Source organism: Kitasatospora sp. P5_F3, assembly GCF_054049135.1.
Genome location: NZ_JBFUMY010000203.1, coordinates 1 through 747, shown reverse-complemented (window position 1 = coordinate 747; position 747 = coordinate 1). Strand labels below are relative to the sequence as shown.

Below are 747 nucleotides of genomic sequence, written 5' to 3'. Positions count from 1 at the left end.
GCAGGCGCCGGCCCAGCCCGGTGGCCCGGACGACCGCACCCGGTCGTACCAGCCCCGGCGGCCCGGCACCTCGGCCCCCGGCTTCACCGAGCCGTCCGCCCCGCGCCCGCAGCAGCAGGCCGGTCCGGCGCAGGGCCCGCAGCAGCCGCAGGCTCCCCAGCAGGAGCAGGCCCAGCGTGCTCCCGGCTTCGGGGACGCGCCGTGGCGCCCGTCCGCCAACGACGAGCGCTGGCGCCGGGCCGAGCAGGTCCGGGAGCCGTCCTCCGACGGTCTGACCATGTCGGGCCTGCCCCGGCGGACCCCGCAGGCCAACCTGGTCTCCGGCACCGCCGAGGCGGCGCCGCTGACCGGTCCGCAGGTCTCCCGCGCGCCCGAGGAGGTGCGTGGCCGGCTGACCAACCTGCGCCGCGGCATCCAGCAGGGCCGGCAGGCAGGCGCGGAGCAGGCCCAGGGGCAGCAGCCGGGCCAGCCCGGCCAGGGGCAGCAGCAGAGCCGTGGGCCGCAGGGCTTCGACGGCTTCGGGGGAGGCCACCGCAACGGCGGCGGCCAGCAGAACGGTGCGCAGGGCAACCCGGGTTCCGGGGAGTTCGGCCCAGATCACCAGGAGCGTTGAGTTGAGTCAGATGAGCCAGGCCGCACAGAACCTGAACTGGCTGATCACCAATTTCGTGGACAACACCCCCGGGGTGTCCCACACAGTGGTGGTCTCCGCCGACGGGCTCCTGCTCGCCATGTCCGAAGGCTTCC

The 747-nt window shown here is 75.6% G+C and carries 1 protein-coding gene and 1 pseudogene; both read left to right on the top strand.

The features are described 5' to 3' along the window. A pseudogene (locus tag ACXJMZ_RS37355) lies at positions 1-613 on the top strand (hypothetical protein); the annotation flags it as partial. A gap of 1 nt (position 614) precedes the next feature. After that, the coding region (locus tag ACXJMZ_RS37350; protein WP_457034437.1) for a roadblock/LC7 domain-containing protein at positions 615-747 on the top strand (133 nt) is incomplete at its 3' end.